Consider the following 23,243-nt stretch of genomic DNA (forward strand, 5'->3'; position numbering starts at 1 on the left):
GGCTCGCGGCATGAGCCGGGACGATGACAGGCATGATGCCGCGCACGAGGCGCTGCGGCGGGTGCGCCGCGAGGGGCGCTGGTGGTGGGTGCAGGCGCGCCACGCCAAGCGCATCTGGCGCTGGGCGTTGCTGATCGCCGTGCTGCTGTTCGTGGCCCTGGCGCTGTTGCGCCGGCCGCTGGCGAACTGGTTCTGGAATGAACCGCAGATCGAGCAACTGCTCGACCAGGGCGATCGCGCGCTGGCCGCAGGCCGCCTGACCCTGCCCGACGGCAGCGGCGCACGTGAGTCCTATCAAGCAGCGCTGGCGCTGGACAACGACCGGCTGCAGGCACGCACCGGCCTGGCCCGTACCGGCCAGGCGGCACTGCAGCAGGCGCGTGCTGCACTGGAACGCGGCGACCCGGCGGCCGCGACGACAGCGCTGGCCCTGGCGCGCGAGCTGCAGGTGCCGCAGCGCGAAGCCGACGCGGTGGCGCAGCAGCTGCGCGCGCACGACCAGGCACGCGCGGGGATCGGCGCCTTGCTCGGCCGCGCCGAAGCGGCCCTGCAGGCGCAACGGCTCGATGGCAGCCCGGACAGCGCGCTGCCGCTGTTCCAGCAGGTGCTCACGCTCTCGCCCAACCAGGTGCGTGCGCTGGAAGGGCGTGAGGATGCGCTGTCCGACCTCCTCCAGCAGGCGCGCACGGCGGCCGGGCGCGGCGATGTCGCACGCGCGGCCGAACGCGTGCGCAGTGCCCGGGGCTTCGACGCCGGACATGTCGATCTGCCGGCCACCCAGGAGGCACTGAACAACGCACTGGAGCGGCGCCAGCGCGAAGGCGAAGCCGCGCTGCGCCGGCAGAAACTGGAGGCTGCGGCGGAGGCCTTCGCCGCGGTGCTTGCCGCCTTGCCCGACGATCCTGCCGCACACCGCGGCCAGCAGCAGGTGGCCGATGCGCAGCTCTCGCGTGCGACGCGGCTGGCCGGCAATTTCCGTTTCGACGAAGCGGCCCAGGCGGTGCAGCAGGCTGAAACGCTGGGCGCTTCCACGCGCGCGCTGGAGACGGCGCGGCATGCCATCGAGCAGGCGCGTCGTTCGCAGGCCGCGTTGAAGACCCCGGCGGTGCCGCGGGCGCAGCGCGAACGCACGCTGCAGGGCCTGCTCACGCGCCTGGAAGAGGCCGAGGGCCGTGGCAATTTCCTGGATCCCCCCGGCCGCAGTGCCTACGACGCGCTGCGTGAGGCCCAGGGGGTTGCGCCGCAGGACCCGCGTGTTCGCGCGGCGGCGCAGCGGTTGTTGCCAGCGAGCCGGCAGTGTTTCGAGGATCGCCTGCGCGAGAACCGGGTACTAGGGGCCGGAGCCTGTCTGGAGGCCTGGCAGACCCTGTCCTCCAGCGACGCAGGCCAGGCTGCGGCAAGGCGCCGGCTGGCGCAGCGTTGGTTGGCGATCGGCAGCGAGCGGCTTGGCTCGGGCGATATCACCTTCGCGCAACAGGCGCTGGTGCAGGCGCGCCGCTGGCAGCCGGGCCTGCCCGAGCTGCCGGCATTTGCCGAACGCCTGCGCAGTGCCGGTGGCGGCGCGGGAGCCTAGGCCAGGAACACCCGCTGTACGGTGGCGCGGGCGGCATCCAGCGAGAAGTGGTCCACGATGTTCTGCAGCCCGGCAGTGGAGAGCCGGCGCCACAGGGCCTCATCCTGGTACAGCCGGACCACGGCCTGGGCGAACGCCTCGGCATCATCGGCCACCAGTACATCCTCGCCATCGCGCAGGTGCATGCCTTCCACGCCGCAGGTGGTGGCGACCACGGGCTGGCCGTGCGCCATGCTGAGATTCACCTTGCCCTTGACCCCCGCGCCGAAGCGCAGCGGCGCCACGGCGATGCGCACGCCGTCCATGTACGGCACCACGTCCGGCACGAAGCCATGGATGTCCACACCGGGCTGGGTCGCGGCCAGCTCGCGCAGCGCATCGGGCACGGCTGCGCCGATGCAGTGGAACCGGATATCGGGCAGCTGCGCGCGGATGCGCGCGAAGACCTCACCGATGAACCACTGCATGGCATCCAGGTTCGGCGGATGACGGAAGCCGCCAACGAACACCAGGTCCCGACGCTCGGCCCAGTCGGGGCCCGCGCCTGCAACTTCATGCAGGTTGGAGATCAGTTCCACCGTCGCGCCCGGCGCATCGATGCGCAGCTGCTCGCGCTCGGCCGCGCTGACCAGCACGGTCACATCGACCTGATCCATCACCGCCAGCTCGCGTGCGCGGGTGCGCTCGGCATTGCGCAGCAGGCCTGCATCGCCGGCGATCTCCGCACCACGGCGCTCGCGCAGGTAATGCAGGTCGACGGTGTCGAACACGGTGCGCGCCTGCGGCGCGAAGCTGCGCAGCAGCGGCAGGCACTCGTGGGCAACGTGGTAGCGCACCATCATCACCACCCCGAAGCGGGCGCCGTTGGCGCGCAGCCACGGTGCCACGCCGTCGAGGTAGGGCGCGTACCAGACCTCCACGCCCAGTGCCTGCAGCGCCTCGGTGGCGGCGCCGGCATGCTCGCGCCGGGTCGGCACGAACACCACATGGACGCCCTCGTCGAGCAGCATCCGGATCAGGTTGTACTGGCGCAGCGAGGCCGAGTCGCGGTCCGGCTGCGGCACTTCTTCATCCAGGATCAGGACCTGGCGCTGGGCGCGATGCAGCAGGGCCGGCGAGGGCACGCTGCCCACGCTCGGCTGCGCTTGCAGCGCCTTGGCCCACTTCGCCGCGAACACCCCACGGTTGCGGACCTGGTAGGCCTTGACCCCGCTGCCGGTATCGGTGCCGTTGCTGGTGCCCTCGTCATGCACCACGCGGCTGGCCGGCTGCACCAGCACGCGGTGGCCACTTTCGCGGACGGCGAAGGCCAGGTCGGTATCTTCGTAGTAGGCGGGCTTGTAACGTAGATCGAAGCCGCCAAGCTGGTCCCACAAGGCGCGGGGGATCATCAACGCCGCGCCGGAGCAGTAGTCGGCATCGCGCAGCGCGCTGTAGCGCGGATCCTCGGGTGACTCGAAGCGGCCATAGCTCCAGCCGCTGCCGTCCTGGAAGATCACGCCACCGGATTCCTGCAGGCGGCCATCGGGGTAGAGCAGCTGCGCACCGACCAGGCCGGCACGCGGCACCCGAGCAAAGGTGGCGAGCAGGGCATCCAGCCAGCCCGGCTGGGGCACGGTGTCGTTGTTGAGCAGCACCACGTACTGGCCACGCGAGCGGGCCACGCCATCGTTGCAGGCCTCGATGAATCCGCCGTTGGTTGGCCGCACCTCATAGCGCAGCCCGCGGACCTGCGGCATCCAGGCGGTGGTTTCGTCGCTGCTGCCGTCGTCCACCACCAGGATCTCGCAGTCGACCTGCGGCGGGTGGGCCGCCAGCGCCCGCAGGCAGGCCAGCGTGTGGCCGGCATGGTTGTAGACCGGAATGATGATGCTGACCACCGGGCGCTCGCTGGCCGGGACCGTGAACGGCGCGAACGGTGTGGCCTCCGGCAGGAACAGCGGTGCGCCGCGCGGGGCGGGCACGGCCTGGGTATGGACCCGGATGCGCTGCCAGGTGGCGCGCCAGCCCCGGGTGCGCAGGCTGGCCAGACTGCGACGGAACAGGCCGAGCATGCGGTTCAGGAAATAGCGAGCATCGGCCAAGGACATCGACATCCCGTTGCAACTCCAGCTTAAGCGGGGGAACCCGGGAGAACGCGCCGCTCGCGGTGGCTGCGTTAGACTCGCCGGACTTCATATTCTCGCATCCCCGTGCCCCGACGCTACGATTCCGACGACATCGACGAGTTCGACGACGACACCGAAAGCCGCGGCCCGCTGTGGCGGCGCCGGTTGATCACCTGGGGCATGGCGGCTGTCGCGCTGGGGCTGGGCTTCCTGATCCCCTATACCGTGTACCTGAACCAACAGGTCACCCAGCGCTTCGGCGAGCTGCGCTGGCAGATTCCCACCCGTGTCTATGCGCGCCCACTGGCGTTGGCGCCGGGTGTGGCCATGGATGCGGCCACGCTCAAGACCGAGCTGGCGGCGTCGGCCTACCGCGATGACGGGATCGGCAAGTCGCCGGCCACGTACACGCAGGAAGGCGGGCGCTTCGTCATTTCCAGCCGTGGCTACAACGATGTGGATGGCCGGGTCGCCCCGCGCCGCGTCGAGCTGAGCCTGTCCGGTGGGTCGATCGCCTCGCTGCGCGATCCCGACAGCCGCAAGGCCCTCAAGGCCGCGCGCCTGGATCCGGCCCGTATCGCCACGCTGTACGGCCAGAAGCAGGAAGAGCGCCGGCTGGTTCGCATCGAGGAAACCCCCGAGCTGCTGGTCACCGGCCTGCAGGCGGTGGAGGACAAGGATTTCAGCCGCCACCACGGTATCGATCTGAGCGGTATCGCCCGCGCGGTGTGGGTGACCGTGCGCTCCGGCGGCCAGAGCCGCCAGGGTGCCTCGACGCTGACCCAGCAGCTGGCCCGCAGCGGCCTGCTCGGGATCGGCAAAGAGCAGACCGTCACCCGCAAATTCAACGAGGTGCTGTACGCGCTGATCATGGAGGCGCGCTACGACAAGCGCACCATCCTGGAGGCCTACCTCAACCAGGTCTACCTGGGCCAGCGCGGCAGCCAGGCCATCCATGGCATGTCCTCGGGTGCGGAATTCTGGTTCGGCCGTGATCTGGCTTCGCTCAACACCGAGCACGTCGCGCTGCTGATCGGCCTGGTCAAGGGCCCGTCCTATTACGACCCGCGCCGCAATCCCGAACGCGCGCTGGACCGCCGCAACTTCGTGCTGGGCAAGCTGCGCGAGGCCAATCTGATCGACGATGCCGAGTACAAGCGTGCCGTCGAGGCGCCGCTGGGTGTCCCCAAGACCCCGGGGCTTATCGCGGCCAACCGCTTCCCGGCCTATGTGGATCTGGTCCGGCGCCAGCTCGGCCACGACTATCCGGAGTCCGTGTTGCAGGGCGCCGGGCTGAGCGTGATGACCGGCATGGCACCGTCTGCCCAGGCGTATGCCGAAGGCGCGGTCACCAAGACGATCAAATCGCTGGAGAGCAAGCGTCGCCCCGAGCTGCAGGCCGGCCTGGTCCTGACCGACGTCCACAACGGCGATGTGCTTGCCGTGGTCGGCAGCCGCGAAGTGTCCGAGCCGGGCTTCAACCGCGCCATCGAGGCGCAGCGTCCGGTGGGTTCGCTGCTCAAGCCATTCGTGTACCTGCTGGCGCTGGCGCAGCCGGACCGCTACTCGCTGTCCAGCTGGGTCGACGATTCCCCGGTGACGGTACAGCTCAGCCGCGGCAAGCAATGGACGCCCGGCAATGCGGACAACCGCAGCCACGGCACGGTCCGCCTGATCGACGCGCTCGCCAGTTCCTACAACCAGGCCACGGTGCGGGTGGGCATGCAGGTCGGCCCGGAGCGGGTCACGCAGTTGATCCACGTCCTGGCCGGGATCAAGGCCGACCCCAATCCAGCGGTGATCCTGGGCTCCACCGATCAGAGCCCGTATGCGATGGCCCAGCTGTACCAGTTCCTGGCCTCCGGCGGTGAAATCCAGCCGCTGCATGCGGTGCGTGGCGTGCTCGATCCGCAGGGCAAGCTGATGAAGCGCTACGACAAGACCCCGGCGCCGGCGCAGGAGGGCGACTCGATCGCCGCGAACCTGATCAGCATCGGCCTGCAGCAGGTCGTGGCCAGCGGTACCGCGCAGCGCCTCAACGCCGATGGGCTGGGCCGCCTGCAGCCGGCGGGCAAGACCGGCACCACCAATGATGGTCGCGACAGCTGGTACGCCGGCTACACCGGCGACCACCTGGCGGTGATCTGGATGGGCAATGACCAGAACCAGCAGGCCGGGCTGTATGGCGCGACCGGCTCGATGCGGGTCTGGTCGGGCATCTTCCAGCGCCTGCCGAGCGCGCCCCTGAAGGTGAGCAACAAGGGCCTGGACTGGCAGTACGTGGAGGCCAGCGGTACCGCCACCACCGATGAAGGCTGCCCGGGCGCGCGTCGTTTCCCGTTCGTGGTGGGGTATACCCCATCCTACGTCCCGTGCGCCGCGCCGAGCGCGTTGCCCGAAGGCGAGGGCGGCGAGCAGAGCGAAGGCGGTGGCTGGCGCAGCTGGTTCGGCCTGGAGAAGAAGCCCGAGCCCGCCCCCGAACCGGCGCAGAATGCACCGGCCACCCCCCCCGCCCGTCAACCCTGATCAAGGCCAGCCTGCATGACCACCCGATTCCTGATCCGTTCCGCTTCGCTGGCCACGCTCTGCCTGGCCCTGGCCGCCTGCGTCACCCCGCCGCCGGTGGTGAAGGCGCCCGTCGATACCACCACGCCGGCCCAGCGCCTGGCGGCCGTGGATGCCGCCGCCGGCAACGACGACAAGGAACTGGCCGTGCAGCCACTGCGCGACAGCGAAGTGGAAGATCTGCGCCAGGCCGCGCTGGCCCGCCGCCAGGCCAATGATCTGGCCGGCGCCGCGGCCGCGCTCGACCAGGCGCTGGCGATCATGGCCTCGGATCCATCGGTGCTGCAGGACCGCGCCGAAATCGCGCTGCTGCAGGGTGAGTGGGCGGCTGCCGAAACCTTCGCCCGCAAGTCGGTCGAGCTGGGCTCCAAGACCGGCCCGCTGTGCCGCCGCCATTGGGCGACGATCGAACAGTCGCGCTTGGCCCGGGGTGAAAAAGAGAATGCCGCCTCGGCGCATGCCCAGCTGGAAGGCTGCACGGTGCCGGGCATCATGCGTTACTGATGCAGCGCGAAAGCGGATGCGTGACGGCGTAGCGCCGGGCGCAACCCGGCAGCCTCTATCATTGTCGTCATGTCCCAACTCGCACACGCCAGCCGCGATGCCCTCAGTGAGGGCGGTGCGCTCGCCAGCCAGCTCGATGCCTTTGTGCCGCGCCCGGCCCAGCTGCGCCTGACCGCGGCGATCGCCGAAGCGTTCGACCAGCGCGACGTGCTGCTGGCCGAGGCAGGCACCGGCACCGGCAAGACCTATGCGTATCTGGTGCCCGCGCTGCTGTCCGGGCTGAAGACCATCATCTCCACCGGGACCCGCGCGCTGCAGGACCAGCTGTACCACCGCGATCTGCCGCGGGTGCGTGCCGCGCTCGGCGTGGGGCACAGCAGTGCGCTGCTGAAAGGACGTGCCAACTACCTGTGCCGCTATCGATTGCAGCAGGCCCGCGGCGAACCCCGCTTCAGCTCCCCCGAGCAGGTCGCACAGTTCCAGCGGATCCTCGCATGGTCCGGACGCACGAAATTCGGCGACATGGCCGAGCTGGACGCGCTGCCGGAAGACTCGCCGCTGTACCCGATGGTGACCTCCACCGTCGACAACTGTCTGGGCACCGAATGCCCGTTCTGGGACGACTGCTTCGTCGTGCAGGCACGGCAGCGGGCGCAGGCCGCCGATGTGGTGGTGGTCAACCACCATCTGCTGCTGGCCGATCTGGCGCTCAAGCAGGAAGGCTTCGGCGAAATCCTCCCCGGTGCGCAGGCGTTCGTGATCGACGAGGCGCACCAGCTGCCGGAACTGGCCGCCAACTTCTTCGGTGAAGGCTTCGGCATGCGCCCGTGGCAGGAACTGGCGCGCGACTGCCTGGCCGAGAGCCGCAGCGTGGCCGGTGCCCAGGCGGCGTTGCAGGTGCCGGCTGCCGCACTCGAGCAGACCCTGCGCGACCTGCGCGTGGCGATGGATGGGCTGCCGCCGCGCGGCACCCAGTGGCGTGCGCTGACCGTGCCGCAGGTGCGCGATGGCTTCGACATGGCGATGAGCACGCTGGTGCAGCTGCGCGATGCGCTGGCGGGCGTGCGTGAAGCATCGCCCGGCCTGGATGCCTGCCATGCGCGTGCGATGGACGCCGTCGCCCGCTTGTCGCGCTGGCTCGGTGAGGACGCACCGATGCTGGATTTCGACACCGACCCTGAGCAGGCGCCGCCACCGGCCGAGGTGCTCTGGTACGAGCTGACCCCGCGTGGCTTCCGTTGCCAGCGCACGCCGATGGATGTGTCCGGCCCGCTGCGCGAGCATCGGCAACGCTCGATGGCAGCCTGGGTGTTCACCTCGGCCACGCTGACCGTGGACGGCGGTTTCGAGCATATTTCCCAACGGCTGGGCCTGGATGATCCGGTCAGCCTGCTGCAGCCCAGCCCGTTTGATTGGGCCCATCAGGCGCTGTGTTACCTGCCGACCGATCTGCCCGATCCAGCCGCGCGTGGCTTCGGCACCGCCTTGATCCGCGCATTGACCCCGGTGCTGGAGGCCTCGCACGGGCGCGCGTTCCTGCTGTTCGCCTCGCACCGCGCGCTGCGCGAAGCCGCCGAGGCGCTGCGCGATGCACCGTGGCCGCTGTTCGTGCAGGGCGAGGCACCGCGTGCGACCTTGCTGCAGCGGTTCCGCGAGTCGGGCAATGGGGTACTGCTGGGCTCGGCCAGTTTCCGCGAGGGCGTGGACGTGGTGGGCGATGCGCTGAGCGTGGTGGTGATCGACAAACTGCCGTTCGCCGCGCCGGATGACCCGGTGTTCGAGGCGCGGCTGGACGCGATCCGCCGCGATGGCGGCAATCCCTTCCGCGACGAGCAGTTGCCGCAGGCGGTGATCGCGCTCAAGCAGGGGGTGGGTCGCCTGATCCGCAGCGAGACCGATCGCGGGGTGCTGGTGCTGTGCGACCCGCGCCTGCTCAGCCGCGGCTATGGCCGGATCTTCCTGGATTCCCTGCCGCCGTTCCGTCGCACCCGCTCGCTGGCCGATGTGCAGGCCTTCTTTGCGCCACAATGGCCCGTCCTCGGCGCTCCGCCTGCACCAGCGCCCGTCGCTGCGCCGCCCGTGCGGGCTGTACCGCCGACCGATGACTTTCCTACTTCCCTGTTCTGACCGCCATGAAACTGCTCGCCTTTGAAACCGCCACCGAAGCCTGCTCCGTCGCCCTGTATGTGGATGGGCAGGTCACTGAGCGCTTCGAGATCGCGCCGCGCCGCCACGCCGAACTCAGCCTGCCCTGGGCCGAGGCGCTGCTGGCCGAGGCGGGGGTGGCCCGTTCGCAGCTGGATGCGATCGCACTGGGCCGCGGCCCGGGCGCGTTCACGGGGGTGCGGCTGGCGATCGCCATCGCCCAGGGCATCGCCCTGGCGCTGGACCGCCCGCTGATCGCGGTCTCCACCCTGCAGGCGCTGGCGCTGCGTGCGCCGGCGGACGCCGATCAAGTGCTGGCCAGCATTGATGCGCGCATGGGCGAGGTCTATGCCGCGCGCCATGTCCGGATCGACGGGCAGTGGCAGTTGCAGGGCGAGGAAATCGTCTGCGCGCCCGAGCAGGTGGTGTTGCCCGGGGGCTCGCGCTGGTTCGGCGTGGGGACTGGCTTTGGTGCGGCCGAGGGCGTGCTGGCCACGCGGCTGGCCGATCAGCTGACCGGCGTGGACGCGCAGGCATTGCCGCGTGCGTCGGACGTACTTGCGCTGGCGGTGCCGGCGTTCCAGCGCGGCGAAGGCGTGGCACCGGAGTTGGTGGAGCCGGCGTATCTGCGCAACAACGTGGCGCTGACCCTGGTGGAACAGCAGGCCGCGCGGGCGGCCAAGGCCGCCCGGTAGAGCCGACCGTTGGTCGGCTATCGCCCCCTCAGCGGTCGTCGCGCAGCTCCCCGCCGGGCAGGAACACCCAGGTGCGGGTGACCTGCAGGATGTCGATCGCATCCTCGGTCTTGGGCAGTGGCGGGAACGGCTGGGCGAGCGTGATCACGCGCAGCGCGGTTTCATCGAGCAGCGGGGTGCCGCTGGACTGCAGGATGCGGGCACTTTCCACCGTGCCGTCGCGGCGCACCCCGACGGTGATCACTACCTGCCCGCCGAGCCGGCGCGCGCGCGCCTCGTCGGGGTAATTCAGATTGCCGACACGCTCGGCGCGGTCGACCCAGGCACGCAGATAGTTGGCATAGGCGTATTCGCGGGTACTGGCCGAAACGAACTTGCGGTTCGGGCGCTTGGCGTACTGCGCCGAGCGCAGGTGCACTTCGGCGGCCAGCCGTGCCATCTCCACGTCACGCTGCTCGCGCGCGGTCATCGGCGCATCCGGGCGGGGCTGCTCGGGCAGCGGCTGTGGCTGGGCTGCCGCAACCGTGTCGGTGCCATTGCGGCTGTTGACCACGCGGGTCTGCGGCGGCGGCACGCTGGCCGCCTCCTGGCGCTGCTGCGGAACCGGCGACAGCCCGGCCTGCGCCTGCGGCACGATCCCGGCCTGGTTGTCGCGCGGGCGCTGCACCTTGTCGTGGTCGCCGCCACCCTGCTGGTTGGCCTGGGCGAGGAAGGCGGCCTGCTTGGGCGTCAGCGGGGTCTGGGTCTGGCTGAAGATCACATCCAGGGTCGGTACCAGCGGGGCGCTGTCACTCACCGCGAAGCCGACCCCGAGGATCAGCAGGGCGTGCACGAGCACCGACAGCGTCAGGGTCGCGCCCAGCCGCTGGGATTCGCGCGCCTGCCACGTCGGCACCGGGGCGACGCTGGCGCTCATCGCGGCAGGCCGGCCTCGATCGCGTCGAACAGGGTGCCGGCGATGTTCAGCCCGAACTGGGCGTCGAGCTCACGCACGCAGGTCGGGCTGGTGACGTTGACTTCGGTCAGGTAGTCGCCGATCACGTCCAGGCCGACGAAGCGCATGCCGCGGCGCTTCATTTCCGGCCCGACCTGGGCGGCGATCCAGCGGTCGCGCTCGCTCAGCGGGCGGCCTTCGCCGCGGCCGCCGGCGGCCAGGTTGCCGCGGAATTCGTCGCCCTGCGGAATCCGCGCCAGGCAGTAATCCACCGGCTCGCCATCCACCAGCAGGATGCGCTTGTCGCCGGCGGTGATGTCCGGGATGAACTTCTGCGCCAGGGCCAGCGTGCGCTCGCCGTCGGTCAGGGTTTCCAGGATCACGTTGAGGTTGGGGTCGCCGGTGCCGCTGCGGAAGATCGAGCGGCCGCCCATGCCGTCCAGCGGCTTGAGCACGGCCTGGCCGTGTTCGAGCACGAAGGCCTTCAGGTCGGCGTTGCGGCGGCTGACCAGGGTCGGCGGACAGCACTGCGGGAACAGCAGGGCGGCCAGTTTCTCGTTGTAGTCGCGCAGTCCCTGCGGGTCGTTGACCACCATCGCACCGGCCTGCTGGGCGACGCTGAGCACGTGGGTGTCGTAGATGAATTCGGCATCGACCGGCGGGTCCTTGCGCATCAGCACGACCTGGCCGGGGCCGAACACGGTCTGGCTGAAGTCGCCCAGGGTGAACCAGTCGTTCTTGTCCTCCCGCACCTGCAGCGGGGCGGTGCGGGCGATGGCCTGGCCGTCGCGCAGGGCCAGCCCACCGGGGCTGACGTAGTGCAGGGCATGGCCGCGGCGCTGGGCTTCCAGCAGCATCGCGAAGGTGGTGTCCTTGGCAATCTTGATATGGGCGATGGGGTCCATCACCACGATGACATTCAACGGCATGGTCGCAACCTGGCGGGCAGGCCGATGATGGTAGCGACAATGGCCCGGCAATGCCTGCCCCGGGGGCCGGAACGCAGTGTCCGGCCCGGCCGGGGAACGGGCCGGGTTTGCGCAAAAGGGGCGTGCCGCGCACCGGCGGGGCCGCTCGCGGCGGGGCCGCGGTGGGTGTGCTTGAAGCGCGCGCCGGTATTGGGATATAGATACGCTTTCGCAGCGGCGCCGGGGATCAGCGCAAGCGTCGCGAGCTTGGGGAAAGGTAATGACTGAATACATGGCTGCGGGTGGGGAACTCGCAGGGCTGCGCGTGATGGTCATCGATGATTCGAAGACCATCCGCAGGACCGCGGAAACCCTGTTGAAGCGGGAAGGCTGCGAGGTGGTGACCGCGACCGATGGTTTCGAGGCGTTGGCCAAGATCGCCGACCAACAGCCGCAGATCATCTTCGTGGACATCATGATGCCGCGGCTGGACGGGTATCAGACCTGTGCGCTGATCAAGGGCAACCAGCTGTTCAAGGCCACGCCGGTGATCATGCTGTCCTCCAAGGACGGCCTGTTCGACAAGGCGCGCGGCCGCATCGTCGGCTCGGAGCAGTACCTGACCAAGCCATTCACGCGTGAAGAACTGCTGGGTGCCATCCGCACATACGTCAACGCCTGACCAGGGGGGAAAGGCACAATGGCTCGAATCGTACTGATCGAGGATTCACCGACCGACCGTGCGGTGTTCACGCAATGGTTGACCAAGGCCGGTCATGAAGTCCTGGAAGCGGACAACGCCGAGGACGGGCTCAAGCTCGTGCGCGAGCAGTCCCCGCAGCTGGTGCTGATGGACGTGGTCCTGCCGGGCATGAGTGGCTTCCAGGCCACCCGTGCGATGGCGCGCGACGCGGCCACCAAACATATCCCGGTGGTCATCGTCAGCACCAAGGCGATGGAAACCGACAAGGCGTGGGGGCTGCGCCAGGGGGCGGCCGACTACATCGTCAAGCCGCCGCGCGAGGAGGAACTGATCGCGCGGATCAACCAGTTGGTGGTCTGATGCGTTCTCCTTTCGACATCCTCCAGGGCTATGAGCGGCGCAGCCTGGCCCATGCGGTGCAGCTGCCCGAGCGGCAGTTCTCGCAGGACCTGTGGCGTGGCGTCGGTTACCGGGTCGGCAAGCGCCGGCTGGTGTCGGATTTCCGCGAAGTGGTGGAAATCGTGCCGATGCCGCCGGTCACTCCGGTGCCCGGCGCGCAGCCGTGGCTGCTGGGCGTGGGCAACCTGCGCGGCAACCTGTTCCCGGTGGTCGACCTGAAGTTCTTCCTGGAAGGCGAGCGCACCGTGCAGCAGGAAGGCCAGCGCGTGCTGATCATGCGCCAGGCCGGCGGTGACGTGGCGCTGACCATCGATGAACTGTTCGGCCAGCGCAGCTTCGAGCTGGACCAGAACATCGTCGCCGGCGATCTGGCCACCGGCCGCTACGCACATTTCATCGATCGCGCCTTCCATGGCGATGGCCATGACTGGGGCGTGTTCTCGCTGTCGCTGCTGTCGCGTACCCCCGAATTCAGGCAGGCCGCGGCCTGACCGCAGGCGCCTGTCTCTCCGTATTGAAGATCGAGGTTGAACGATGAGTACTGCTTCGGAATCCGCCAAGGCCGGCAAGTTCGGTTCGGTGGGCACCAATTTCTGGCTCGGCCTGCTGGCCGTGTCGATGATCGTGTTCGGCGTCAACACCGGCGTGGCGACCTGGCAGGGCAGTCGCCTGGCCAGTGCCAGTACCGATGCCGCCAACCTGCAGGTGCTCTCGCAGCAGCTGGCCAACCAGGGCCGTGAAGCGGTGTCGGGCAACGCCCAGGCGTTCACCGCGTTCAAGCTGACCAAGAGCGACATCGAAAGCACCGTCAGTGGCCTGAAGGGTCGCTACGGGACCGAAACCAATGTCGCCGGGCCGCTGAACACGCTGATCCAGACCTGGGAGCCGCTCGGCAAGAGCGCCGGCCAGCTGGTCGCCAGCGAACCGGCCGTGCTGGCCCTGGCTGGCAATGCCAACAACTTCGTCAACGGCGTGCCCGCACTGCAGGCGCAGCTGAACGAAGTGGTCCGCGCGATGTCGGCCAGCGGTGCGCCGTCCTCGCAGGTCTACAACGCGCTGCAGCAGGTGGTGGTGGTCGGCTCGATGGCCCGCCGGGTGACGGAAATGCGCGCCGGCGGCGCCAATGCCGCAGCCGCCGGCGATGCGCTCGCCCGCGACTCGGTCGTGTTCACCCAGGTGCTCGACGCACTGCGCAATGGCAACGAGGAACTGGGCATCGCCGCGGTCCGCAACGGCCCGGCACTGGCCGCGCTGGAGCAGTCGCAGAAGCAGTGGGACACCATGAAGCAGGACGCCGACGCGATCCTGGCCAGCTCCCGCCAGCTGTTCGCCGCGCAGTCTTCGGCCGCTGCCCTGACCGGCGGTTCGGCGGACATGCTGCGCGACAGCAAGAAGCTGTTCGAAGCGTTCTCCTCGTTCGGCTCGCTGCGCGATACCCGCCTGTTCCCGAACTTCTGGCTGGGCGTGGCCTCCGGCGCGTTCTCGCTGATCGCCATCGTCGGGTTCGTCGGCAGCACCGTGCGCAGCCGCTCGCGCGAGCAGGAACTGCGTTACCAGACCCAGGTGGAATACAACAGCCGCAACCAGCAGGCCATCATGCGGCTGCTGGATGAAATCAGCTCGCTGGGTGAAGGCGACCTGACAGTGAAGGCCTCGGTGACCGAGGACATGACCGGCGCCATCGCCGACGCCATCAACTACGCCGTGGATGAGCTGCGCCATCTGGTGACCACGATCAACGACACTTCGGCCAAGGTCGCCGTGTCGACCCAAGAAACCCAGGCCACTGCAATGCAGCTGGCCGAAGCAGCCGGCCACCAGGCCAACCAGATCACCTCCGCCTCGGACCGGATCGGCGAAATCGCATCGAGCATCGAGCAGGTGTCGCGCAACTCGGCCGAGTCTGCCGACGTGGCGCAGCGCTCGGTGATCATCGCCGCCGAAGGTGCCGGTGTGGTGCGCGAGACGATCCAGGGCATGGACCAGATCCGCGACCAGATCCAGGAAACCTCCAAGCGCATCAAGCGACTGGGTGAGTCCTCGCAGGAAATCGGCTCGATCGTGGAACTGATCAACGACATTTCCGAGCAGACCAACATCCTGGCGTTGAACGCGGCCGTGCAGGCCGCTTCGGCCGGTGAGGCCGGTCGCGGTTTCGCCGTGGTGGCCGACGAAGTGCAGCGCCTGGCAGAGCGTACCTCCGGTGCGACCCGACGGATCGAGAATCTGGTCCAGGCCATTCAGGCCGATACCAACGAAGCGGTCAGTTCGATGGAGCAGACCACCGCCGAAGTGGTCTCCGGCGCGCGCCTGGCCGAAGACGCCGGTACCGCGCTGACCGAAATCGAGCGCGTCTCCAATGCACTGAACAACCTCATCAAGAACATCTCGATCGCTGCCCAGCAGCAGTCGGCCGCGGCATCGGACATCACCCGCACCATGGGCGTGATCCGTCAGATTACCGGCCAGACCTCGCAGGGCGCGGGACAGACCGCCGAGTCGATCGGCCACCTGGCACAGCTGGCGGCCGACCTGCGCCGCTCGGTTGCCGACTTCAAGCTGCCGGCGTGAGCCACGGGCAGGGCGGAGAGGGAAGGAACAAGCAGATGATGCATCGCGAGAAATCACCGCACGCCATGTGCGCCGAGCTGCCGGGAGACCTGGCATGAGCACGCTGCGCGATGCCATGAGCCATGCTGCGCTGGGCTGGGTCAAGCCGGAGCTGGACGAGACCCTGCGCCAGGTGCGCAACGAGGTCGAGTACTACGTGGAAGACCCTGCCGACGGCAGCCGGATGCGCTTCTGCGCCGGCTACCTGCACCAGGTGCAGGGCACCCTGCGCATGGTCGAGCTGTACGCCCCGGCGATGGTGGCCGAGGAGCTGGAACAGCTGGCCAACGCGATCGGCGCCGGCGACGTACCCGACCGCGATGAAGCCTGCGCCACGCTGATGCGTGGCAGCGTGCTGCTGCCCGATTACCTGGAGCGCCTGCAGAACGGCCACCGCGACATCCCGATCGTGCTGCTGCCGCTGCTCAACGACATCCGCTCTGCACGCGCGGCACCGGGCATCAATGAAAGCGTGCTGTTCGCCTTCGCGCCGGACAGCGCGAGTGCCACCGAGGCCGAGCTGGACCACGCGCGTGGCAGCCTGAGCGGCCGCAACCGCGAGCTGCTCGATACGGTCGGCAACGCGGTCAAGGAAGAGCTGCTGCGGATCAAGGACGCGCTGGACCTGCACCTGCGTACCGGCGGCGAGCCGGTGCAATTGCAGACCCAGGTCAACGAGCTGGGCGCGGTCGCCGATACGCTGGGCATGATGGGCCTGGGCGTGGCCCGTGGCGTGGTCGTGCAGCAGCGCGATGCGCTGCGCGAGGTGGTCGAGGGCGTGCAGCAGATCGATGAAACGCTGTTGCTGGATATCGCCGGCGCGCTGCTGTACGTGGATGCCTCGCTGGACGACCAGGTCGCCCATCTGGGCGCCGGCGGTAGTGGCGAGGACGATCCCAGCGCGGTGGAGAACCGCCGCACGGTGGAAGTGCTGGCCCATGAAGCCATTGCCAATTTTGCTGCCGCGCGTGAGCATTTCGTCGCCTTCATCGAAACCAACTGGAATCACCAGCAGCTGCAGGAAGTGCCGCGCCTGCTCGGCGAGGTGGCCGGCGCGCTGCGCATGCTCGATCTGTCGGCCCCGGCCGACTACCTGCAGGGCGTGCGCCAGTACATCGCGGTGGAACTGCTCGGCAAGCAGCGCGTGCCCAGTGGGCGCCAGCTGGATACCCTGGCCGATGCCATGGCCAGCCTGGAGTACTACCTGGAAGCCCTGCGCGAACGCCGGCCGGGCCGCGACGACATCCTGGACATCACCCGCAGCAGCCTGGAAACGCTGCGTTACTGGCCGCTGCCGGATGCGAACCAGCCAACCGCCGACACCGGCCCGGAATCGCTGCCGGTTGCGCCCGAGCCCATCGAACTGACACCGTGGGACGCGCCGGCCCCCGAGCCGATCGAGCTCGCGGTGACCGCCGAGGTACCGCGCCCGGCCAACCTGCCGCCGCCGCTGCCGGACTTCACCTTCGATCCGCCGCCGGCGGCCGCCGCGCCCGTGACACCGCCGCCGGTGGCGCTGGTGTTCGATGCCTCCACCGCGCCGGTCAGTGCCGATGCGCCGCAGTGGACGCTGGGCCAGCAGGACGACGCCGATGAAGGGCTGACGTTTGCCCATCTCGACCCGGTCATTGCCGACCTGCCGCCCGGCGCTGCGTGGGGGGTGGCCTCGCTGCCGCCCGCGCTGCAGGCCGATCGCATGGGCGACGACGTCGCCGACGCCCCGCTGGAGATGCCGGCCTTCGTGGCCACCGGCGCCAGGTTCGATCCGGTGGCCGCCGAGCACGAGCTGCTGGCGCTGAGCGACGAGCCGATCGAATTCACCTTCGATGACGGCCTGCGCAACGCCGATGACGTGCTCTCGCTGCAGGTCGATGACGATGACGCTGACATCGATAGCGATACTGATACCGGTACTGATATCGATACCGATACCCATAGCGGTACCGATACTGATACCGACAGCGACAGCGACAGCGACAGCATTGATGCAGGGGCCGCGGCTTCGTCCAGCGTCACGCCGGGCGAGGTGGATGTGGAAGCGCTGCCGACGTTCCTGCAGGAGATTCCCGTCGCATCGGCGCAGGACAGCGCCGCGCCGCCGCTCGACCCGTTCGCCGACGATGTCGACACGGCCGCCGAGGCCGCAGCCGATGCAGCGCAGCCGAACGCCACGGTGCGCGATGCGGTGATCGGCCGTATCGAGCTGGACGATGCCGCTACCCGCTTCCTGGCCGAGCTGGATGCCGCCGCGGCGCAGTTCCGCCCGGAAGGCGCCGACACCGAGACCGTGCCGACGGCCGCCGCAGCGGGGAGCCCGGCGGTGGCCGCGTCCGCCGATGACATCAGCATCGAGGCGGGCTTCGAAGACGATGGCGAGAACATCGACCAGGACATCCGCGAGGTGTTCATCGAAGAGTTCGACGAAGAGCTGGTGAACCTGGGCAACCTGCTTCCGGCCTGGCGCGCCGCGCCGGACAACCTGGACCGCCTGCGCCCGATCCGTCGCGTGTTCCATACCCTCAAGGGCAGTGGCCGGCTGGTGGGTGCGCGCACCCTGGGCGAGTTCAGCTGGAAGATCGAGGGCATGCTCAACCGCGTGCTCGATGGCAGCCGCCCGGCCTCGCCGGCCGTGGTTGCGCTGGTCGGCCAGGCCTACGACGCGCTGCCGCAGCTCAACGCGGCACTGCGCGATGGCAGTCGTGTCACCGCCGATCTGCAGGCCATGCAGGCCATCGCCGATCGCGTGGCCGCGGGCGAAGAGACCTTCCACGTGCCGCTGCAGCGGGCGGCGAGCGCCGCGGTGCCGACGGTCATGGAGACCGTTGCGGCCGAGGCTGTGCCGGTGATCGAGAGTACGCCGGCCAACATCGACAGCGTGCTGCGCGAGATCCTGGAAGCCGAGGTCGAGGTGCACCAGGCGACGCTGCAGGCGTGGCTGGATGCGGCTGCCGATGCTCCGCAGCCGGTGACCGACGGCCTGCTGCGCGCCGTGCACACGATGAACGGTGCTTTCGCCATGACCGATGTGCCGGAGATCACGGCCGTCACCGGCGCGGCGGAAAGTTACCTCAAGCGTTCGCTTGCGGCCGATGCGCTGCCGGCTGCGGCAGGCATGGACGCGCTCGCCGAGACCTGCGCCGCCATCACCACCACCATGGCGGCCCTGCAGGACGAGGCCCCGCGGGTGCCCGTGCAGACCGCCTTGGCGGCCCGTCTGGTCGCCCTGGCCGATACGTTGCCCGAAGCGCGCTGGCCGGCCCTGGCCGAGGACGATCTGGACCTGGTGCACGACGAACTGCCCGTCCAGGCGACTGACGCCGCCGGCACGGACGCATTGGACGAAGCGACCGACGCCGGCGAAACAGCTGAAGCGTATGCCGCCGAGCCTGGGCAGTTCGCCCCGGTCGCCGATGCGCGGACGGATGCGGTCGAAGTGATTGGCGATGAGGTTGAGGACGATGCCGCACCGGTGTTGGCGCGCGCCGATGACACCACCGGCATCGACGAGCTGGAGGCCGAGATCGACGCCGATGGCCTGAGCGTGATCGAGTCCAGTCACGCGGTCGCGCCGGCCAACGACGATGATGCGCTCATCGCCATGGAGCTGACCGGCACGGACGACCTGTCCGCCTACTTCGATGCGGAACTGCCCGATAGCACGCATGCCGCCGATGCGCAGGCAGCGTCCGATGCGGTGGCCGAGGACATCGATCCGGCCGCTATGCATGCGGGCCTGGAATCGGCCGAATTGACCTCGGCCGAGGATCTCTCGCGCTACTTCGATCAGCTCGCCGAGCCGACCCCCCCGGCAAGCCAGGACGACGCCGATACTGAAACCAGGGCCGACGCTGACGCCCAGGCCGACACTCAGGCCGACACTCAGGCCGACACTCAGGCCGATCCGGCAGCGGCGCGCCCGGTCGGCCCCGACGGTCCGGCTGCCGACACCTCTGCCGATGCTCCTGCGCCGGGCAGCGTCTACGCGGCCTCCGTGGATGACGCGGCCAACGACAACTGGAGCGATGGCGAGCAGGACAGCGAGCAGCACGGCGAGCAGGTCGGCGAGCAGGTCGGCGAGCAGAGCAGCGACGAAGACAGCGACGAGGACGCGCAGGCGCTGTCCGACGTCCTGCCACCGCCGCCGGCCTTTGGCGAGGTGGTGGACGCGCAGCAGGCGATGGACGACGGCCTGACCGTTGTCGATGCGCCGGATGCGCTGGACACCCGGGTGCTGGGTCTGGACGCCACCGACGAGAACACGGGTGAAGCCGACGCGTTCGCCGACGTGAGCGAGACCACGGCGCCGGATACTTCGGCCGACGCGGCCACCCCGGCCCGCTTCTTCGAACTCGAAGACGCGCCTGCGGCCAGCCTCACCAACGATCCGGAACCGGCCGACGTCCTCGCGGCGGCGTCGGCCGACAGCGACGACCTCGGGCCGGGCGATGCACTCGACTTCACCCAGCTCGACCAGGAGCTGGTCGATATCTTCGTGGAGGAGGGCAAGGACCTGCTTGACCACTGCGATGGTCTGATCAGCGAGCTGCGCGCTGCGCCCCAGGACCGCGACGTGATCGCTGGCCTGCAGCGCGATCTGCACACCCTGAAGGGTGGCGCGCGCATGGCCGGGATCAATCCCATCGGCGACCTGGGCCACGGCATCGAGTCGCTGCTGGAAGCCGTGGCGGCCAACCGCACCGATATCGACCGCAGCGACGTGCACCTGCTGGAGCGTGGGTTCGATCGCCTGCACCAGCTGCTGACCCGTACCGGGCAGCACCGCACCGTGGCCATGCCCGACGACCTGATCGCCGCCTTCGAGCAGCGCACCCAGGGCCGCATCGCGCCGGCGCCGGCCGACACCGCCAACGATGCGCTGCCCTCCGGCGATGCCAGGGTCGAGGCGGCGATCGCCGCGCTTGTCGCAGCGCCGCTCTCGGCACCCGTCCCGCTGGAAACCGTCAGCGAAGAGGATGGCCTGCCGCGGCCGCAGCAGGAACAGGTGCGCGTGCGCGCCGATCTGCTCGACCGCCTGGTCAACCACGCCGGTGAAGTGGCGATCTACCGTTCGCGGCTGGAACAGCAGCTCGGGGCCTTCCGCGGCGCCATGGGCGAACTGGACCGCACCAATGCCCGTCTGCGCGACCAGCTGCGCCGGCTGGACCTGGAAACCGAAGCGCAGATCGTGGCCCGTTACCAGCGCGAACAGGACCAGGCCCACCACACGTTCGATCCGCTGGAACTGGACCGCTTCTCCACGCTGCAGCAGCTCAGCCGCGCGCTGAACGAATCGGCCGCCGATCTGGGCGGCCTGCAGGGCGTGCTGGACGATCTGTCGCGCCAGTACGACGTGCTGCTCCAGCAGCAGTCCCGGGTCAGCTCGGAACTGCAGGACGGCCTGATGCGCGCGCGCATGGTGCCCTTCGATGGGCTCGTGCCGCGTCTGCGCCGGGTGGTTCGCCAGGCCGGACAGGACACCGGCAAGCAGGTTCACGTCACCCTGGAAGGGACCCACGGCGAACTGGACCGCAACGTGCTCGACCGCATGGTCGCGCCGCTGGAACACATGCTGCGCAACTCGGTGGCGCACGGTCTGGAAACCCCGGAACAGCGCCGTGCCGCCGGCAAGCCGGAAGAGGGCGAGATCGCCATCCGCCTGCGCCGTGAAGGCTCGGAAATCGTGCTGGAAGTGGCCGACGACGGCGTCGGCCTGGATCGCGGGGCGATCCGTCGCCGTGCCGAACAGCGTGGCCTGATCGCCGCCGATGCGGTACTGGGCGATGCCGAACTGGACGCGATGATCTTCTCGCCCGGCTTCAGCACCGCCGACCAGGTCAGCCAGCTGGCCGGCCGTGGCGTGGGCATGGACGTGGTCCACAACGAAGTGCGCCAGCTCGGCGGCTCGGTAGACATCCACTCGGTCAGCGGCCAGGGCGTGACCTTCACCCTGCGCCTGCCGCAGACGCTGGCGGTCACCCAGGCGGTGTTCGTACAGATCGGCGAGACCACCTTCGCGGTGCCGGTGGCCTCGGTCAGCGGTATCGGCCGGATCTCGCGCGAGCGTTTCGAAACCGCCAACGGCGGCTACCACTACGGTGGCGAGGAATTCGCGCTGCACGATCTGGGCACCCTGATCGGCCAGGCCCAGGCCCGTGCCGAAGGCCAGGCCCAGGTGCCGCTGCTGCTGGTCCGCGCCGGTGACCTGCGCGTGGCCGTGGCGATCGACCAGGTGCTGGGCAACCGCGAAATCGTGGTCAAGCCGGTCGGCCTGCAGATCGCCTCGGTACCGGGCATCTACGGTGCGACGATCACCGGCGATGGCCGCGTGGTCGTCATCCTGGACGTCGCGCCACTGGTGCGTCGTTACCTGGCCAATCCGCACAAGCCGATCACCGCCACCGCCAAGGTCAGCGACCGCGATGTGCCGCTGGTGATGGTGGTCGACGATTCACTGACCATGCGCAAGGTCACCGGCCGCATCCTGGAGCGCCACAACTTCGAGGTCACGGTTGCCCGTGACGGCATCGAAGCACTGGAGCGGCTGGACGAGCGCGTGCCCGACCTGATGCTGCTGGATATCGAGATGCCGCGCATGGACGGCTACGAGCTGGCCAGTGTCATGCGCGCCGACCCACGCTACCAGGGCGTGCCGATCGTGATGATCACCTCGCGCAGCGGCGACAAGCACCGTCAGCGCGCCTTTGAACTCGGTGTCCAGCGCTACCTGGGCAAGCCGTACCAGGAGCTGGATCTGATGCGCAACGTGTATGACCTGCTGGGGATCGCCCGTGCACGCGAGTGATGTCCACGCCCTGTTGTCGGTGGCGCTGCTGGCCCGGTCCGGGCCGGCGCGTGAGCGGCTGCGCGAGGCGCTCGACCATGCCGGCGCCCGCGTGGTGCTGGAGGACGACCCCAACACGCTCGAGCTGCAGGCCCTGCGTGATGCCGACCCCGGCGCGGTGCTGATCGCGCTGGAGCCGGCGATCGAAGACGCACTGGAACGGCTGGAGCCGGTGCTGGGCTCGCCGTCACTGACCCTGATCTTCGACGAGGCCGAGCTGGCCGCGCGCCGCGATGGCTGGGAAGCGCAGCGCTGGGCGCGGCATCTGGTGGCCAAGCTGCACGGTCACCAGGACGTGCTGCCGCCGGGCTCGGAACAGGACCAGCAACTGCAGCCCGAACCGGGCCTGCCGGTTACCCCGGCGCAGTTGCATGCCGATGCGCCGCTGGAGTTCCACCTGCGCGAAGCGGAGGATGCGGCGTCCGACGTGCCTGCCGATGGCCTGTACCAGGTGCCGGCGGAGCTGAGCGAGCCGGTGTCGCTGGAAGAGGCATTGGCCGCGCTGGAGGTGGACGATGCGGCGAGCAGTGCGCCGGTGGACCCGATCGCCGCGATCGGGGACCACAGCCGCTGGTCGCTGGTCGAAGATGACGCCGTGGTCACTGGCTCACCATCGAGCACCCACACGGGCTCGGCGCCGGAGCGCTTCGACATCGAACGTCTGTCGCTGGTCGAGCTTGAGCCCGAGCCGGGAGCCTCCGGTGGCTGCACGGGTGCGGTGCTGGTCCTGGCCGGGATCGGCGGGCCGGATGCGTTGCGCCGCCTGCTGGCCGCGCTGCCCGAATCGCTGAGCACCGCGGTGCTGGTGCATATGCGCCTGGACGGAGGCCGCTACGGCAATCTGGTCAAGCAGATGGCACGGGTGTCCGCCCTGCCGGTGCTGCTGGCCGAAGACGCCCAGCCGGTGGAAGCCGGGCAGGCCTACATCCTGCCTGATGACATCGGCATCGTCGTGCGCCAGGGCACGCTGCATTTCATCGCCGAGCCCACCGGCATCCAGATCGCGGCACTGCCGGCCTTGCACAGCGGCGTGGTCCTGCTCAGCGGCGCCGATGCCGCCCAGGTGGACGCCGTGCTCGCCCTGGCGGCCGCCGGGGCCTGGGTGGGCGGTCAGATCGGGGAGGGCTGCTACGACCCGACGGCGGCCAGTGCCGTGGTCGCTGCCGGCCAGCAGGCCGGTGAACCGCCGCAGCTGGCCGCCACCATCGCCGAACGCTGGGGCGTGGACGCGTAAGCGCGCCGACGCACCCTTGAAGGA

General features: G+C 69.4%; 14 protein-coding genes. 11 read left to right on the plus strand and 3 right to left on the minus strand.

Annotated features, from left to right (window positions below):
* Nucleotides 1-10: 10 nt before the first annotated feature.
* Nucleotides 11-1,573: a hypothetical protein gene (locus HMPREF3113_RS05555; RefSeq protein WP_070471296.1), complete on the plus strand. Its 1,563-nt coding sequence runs from the start codon at nucleotides 11-13 to the stop codon at nucleotides 1,571-1,573.
* Here HMPREF3113_RS05555 and HMPREF3113_RS05560 read toward each other — a convergent pair.
* Complete coding sequence (locus HMPREF3113_RS05560) at nucleotides 1,570-3,669, minus strand: glycosyltransferase (protein ID WP_070471298.1); 2,100 nt, start codon at nucleotides 3,667-3,669, stop codon at nucleotides 1,570-1,572. The two genes, HMPREF3113_RS05555 and HMPREF3113_RS05560, sit on opposite strands and share 4 nt — an antisense overlap.
* A gap of 96 nt (nucleotides 3,670-3,765) precedes the next feature.
* Here HMPREF3113_RS05560 and mrcB point away from each other — a divergent pair, with 96 nt between their 5' ends.
* The 4 genes from mrcB (at nucleotide 3,766) to tsaB (ending at nucleotide 9,590) form a co-directional block, all read left to right on the plus strand.
* The gene (mrcB, locus tag HMPREF3113_RS05565; RefSeq protein WP_070471300.1) at nucleotides 3,766-6,207 is read left to right on the plus strand and encodes a penicillin-binding protein 1B; all 2,442 of its coding nucleotides are present in this window, start codon (nucleotides 3,766-3,768) and stop codon (nucleotides 6,205-6,207) included.
* Nucleotides 6,208-6,222: 15 nt separating this feature from the next.
* Nucleotides 6,223-6,750: a hypothetical protein gene (locus HMPREF3113_RS05570; protein ID WP_070471301.1), complete on the plus strand. Its 528-nt coding sequence runs from the start codon at nucleotides 6,223-6,225 to the stop codon at nucleotides 6,748-6,750.
* 69 nt (nucleotides 6,751-6,819) lie between these two features.
* Entirely contained in the window at nucleotides 6,820-8,877 is a 2,058-nt protein-coding gene (locus HMPREF3113_RS05575) for a DNA repair helicase YoaA (protein ID WP_070471303.1), read from the plus strand.
* A 5-nt stretch (nucleotides 8,878-8,882) separates the two neighbouring features.
* The gene (tsaB, locus tag HMPREF3113_RS05580) at nucleotides 8,883-9,590 is read left to right on the plus strand and encodes a tRNA (adenosine(37)-N6)-threonylcarbamoyltransferase complex dimerization subunit type 1 TsaB (protein ID WP_070471304.1); all 708 of its coding nucleotides are present in this window, start codon (nucleotides 8,883-8,885) and stop codon (nucleotides 9,588-9,590) included.
* 28 nt (nucleotides 9,591-9,618) lie between these two features.
* Here the strand turns inward: tsaB and HMPREF3113_RS05585 are convergent, their stop codons facing one another.
* Nucleotides 9,619-10,506: an energy transducer TonB family protein gene (locus HMPREF3113_RS05585; RefSeq protein WP_070471306.1), complete on the minus strand. Its 888-nt coding sequence runs from the start codon at nucleotides 10,504-10,506 to the stop codon at nucleotides 9,619-9,621.
* Nucleotides 10,503-11,453, minus strand: a complete 951-nt coding sequence (gshB, locus tag HMPREF3113_RS05590; RefSeq protein WP_019185140.1) for a glutathione synthase — start codon at nucleotides 11,451-11,453, stop codon at nucleotides 10,503-10,505. Before gshB ends, HMPREF3113_RS05585 begins: the two co-directional genes overlap by 4 nt.
* 259 nt (nucleotides 11,454-11,712) lie before the next feature.
* Between gshB and pilG the strand changes: the two genes are divergently transcribed.
* The 6 genes from pilG to HMPREF3113_RS05620 all read left to right on the plus strand — a co-directional run bounded on the left by pilG (nucleotide 11,713) and on the right by HMPREF3113_RS05620 (nucleotide 23,219).
* The gene (gene pilG / locus HMPREF3113_RS05595) at nucleotides 11,713-12,114 is read left to right on the plus strand and encodes a twitching motility response regulator PilG (RefSeq protein WP_019185139.1); all 402 of its coding nucleotides are present in this window, start codon (nucleotides 11,713-11,715) and stop codon (nucleotides 12,112-12,114) included.
* Nucleotides 12,115-12,132: 18 nt separating this feature from the next.
* Nucleotides 12,133-12,495: a response regulator gene (locus tag HMPREF3113_RS05600; RefSeq protein WP_019185138.1), complete on the plus strand. Its 363-nt coding sequence runs from the start codon at nucleotides 12,133-12,135 to the stop codon at nucleotides 12,493-12,495.
* On the plus strand, nucleotides 12,495-13,025 hold the full coding sequence (locus HMPREF3113_RS05605; protein WP_070471308.1) for a chemotaxis protein CheW: 531 nt from the start codon (nucleotides 12,495-12,497) through the stop codon (nucleotides 13,023-13,025). The genes HMPREF3113_RS05600 and HMPREF3113_RS05605 overlap by 1 nt, the downstream gene beginning before the upstream one ends.
* A 43-nt stretch (nucleotides 13,026-13,068) precedes the next feature.
* On the plus strand, nucleotides 13,069-15,105 hold the full coding sequence (locus tag HMPREF3113_RS05610) for a methyl-accepting chemotaxis protein (protein ID WP_019185136.1): 2,037 nt from the start codon (nucleotides 13,069-13,071) through the stop codon (nucleotides 15,103-15,105).
* Nucleotides 15,106-15,199: 94 nt separating this feature from the next.
* Nucleotides 15,200-21,946: an Hpt domain-containing protein gene (locus HMPREF3113_RS05615; protein WP_070471310.1), complete on the plus strand. Its 6,747-nt coding sequence runs from the start codon at nucleotides 15,200-15,202 to the stop codon at nucleotides 21,944-21,946.
* On the plus strand, nucleotides 21,912-23,219 hold the full coding sequence (locus HMPREF3113_RS05620; protein WP_070471311.1) for a chemotaxis protein CheB: 1,308 nt from the start codon (nucleotides 21,912-21,914) through the stop codon (nucleotides 23,217-23,219). The genes HMPREF3113_RS05615 and HMPREF3113_RS05620 overlap by 35 nt, the downstream gene beginning before the upstream one ends.
* The last annotated feature ends 24 nt before the right edge of the window (nucleotides 23,220-23,243 follow it).

The sequence above is a fragment of the Stenotrophomonas sp. HMSC10F06 genome (genome assembly GCF_001807865.1).
Lineage (GTDB): Bacteria > Pseudomonadota > Gammaproteobacteria > Xanthomonadales > Xanthomonadaceae > Stenotrophomonas > Stenotrophomonas bentonitica_A.